This window comes from Neorhizobium sp. JUb45 (genome assembly GCF_004343585.1).
In the GTDB taxonomy this organism is placed as follows: Bacteria; Pseudomonadota; Alphaproteobacteria; order Rhizobiales; family Rhizobiaceae; genus Neorhizobium.
This window is the reverse complement of the sequence record NZ_SLYW01000032.1, coordinates 1-1284: the sequence shown is the minus strand read 5'-3', so window position 1 is coordinate 1284 and position 1284 is coordinate 1. Positions and strand designations below refer to the sequence as shown.

At 58.0% G+C, this 1284-nt stretch carries 1 protein-coding gene; it reads right to left on the bottom strand.

Annotated features, from left to right (window positions below):
- Positions 1 to 61 precede the first annotated feature (61 nt).
- Positions 62 to 1200, bottom strand: a protein-coding gene (locus EDF70_RS29860) for an IS3 family transposase (protein ID WP_165932198.1) whose coding sequence is annotated in 2 segments (ribosomal slippage) — positions 62 to 942 and positions 942 to 1200 — 1140 coding nt in all. Because the reading frame shifts where the segments join, the coding sequence is not laid out codon by codon here.
- Positions 1201 to 1284: the final 84 nt, after the last annotated feature.

The following is a 1284-nucleotide window of genomic DNA, read 5'->3' as shown; positions in this document are numbered from 1 at the left end:
AGAGGTGGCTCGGTTTGTCTGAACAGCTTCGGGCGTTTCGTTAAGTGGATTTCCGCCTCGATTATGCCGCCACCATCATCGGTGCCAGCGCGTTGAAGTAAGCCTGATCCGGCGTCTGCCGGTCAAGAGACGAATGCGGACGTCGAGTATTGTAAAAGTTCAGATAACGACCGATCCCCGCGCGGGCCTCGGACACAGTCTTGTAGGCGTGGAGGTAGACCTCTTCGTATTTGATCGACCGCCAAAGCCGTTCGACGAAGACATTGTCCCGCCACGCGCCCTTGCCGTCCATCGAGATGGCAATCTCAGCTTTCTTCAGCACCGCCGTGAAGTCGATGGATGTGAACTGCGATCCCTGATCGGTGTTGAATATGTCCGGCTTTCCATAGCGAGCCAGCGCCTCCTCGACCGCTTCGATACAGAAGTCCGCCTCCATCGTGATCGATAATCGCCACGACAGAACTCGACGGCTGAACCAGTCCACGACGGCGCAGAGGTAGACAAAACCACGCGCCATGGGGATATAGGTCAGGTCCATCGCCCATACCTGATTGGGCCGGGTAACCGCCAGCTTGCGCAGGAGGTAGGGATAGATTTTGTGACCTGGCGCTGGTTTTGACGTGTTCGGGCGACGATAGATCGCCTCGATACCCATCTTCTTCATCAGCGTGGCGACGTGCAGCCGCCCAGCCTCCAGACCTTCTCCCTTCAAAAGCCATTGCAACATCCGACTTCCCGCGAACGGATATTCGAGATGCAGTTCGTCGATCCGGCGCATCAGGGCAAGATCGCCATCGGATACCGGACGCGGACAATAGTAGACGCTGCCACGGCTGAAGCCGAGGAGCCTGGCCTGCCTCACGACCGACAGCTTGTGTTCGCGGTCGATCATTTCTTTCCGCCCAGCAATCCCGCCTTGCCGAGCGCACCGGACAAAAAATCGTTCTCCAAGGTCAGTTCGCCGATCTTGGCGTGAAGCGTTTTCACATCGACGGTCGGACCCGCCGGTTCCGGTTTCACTTCATCGCCGAAAACGCCGGTCGCCCCCTCAAGCAACTGGTCTTTCCACTGCTTGATCTGGTTGGCGTGCACGTCGAACTGCTGGGACAATTCCACCAGCGTCTGCTCACCTCGGATCGCGGCAAGCGCCACTTTTGCCTTGAAAGCCGGGCTGTGGTTCCGGCGCGGTCGTCTCGTCATGGTATCTCCTGTTCCCGGCATCTAAGCCGAAGTCAGGCAGAAATTCCACTTATCCCCGCTGTGCAGATTTCCCGAGCCACCTCT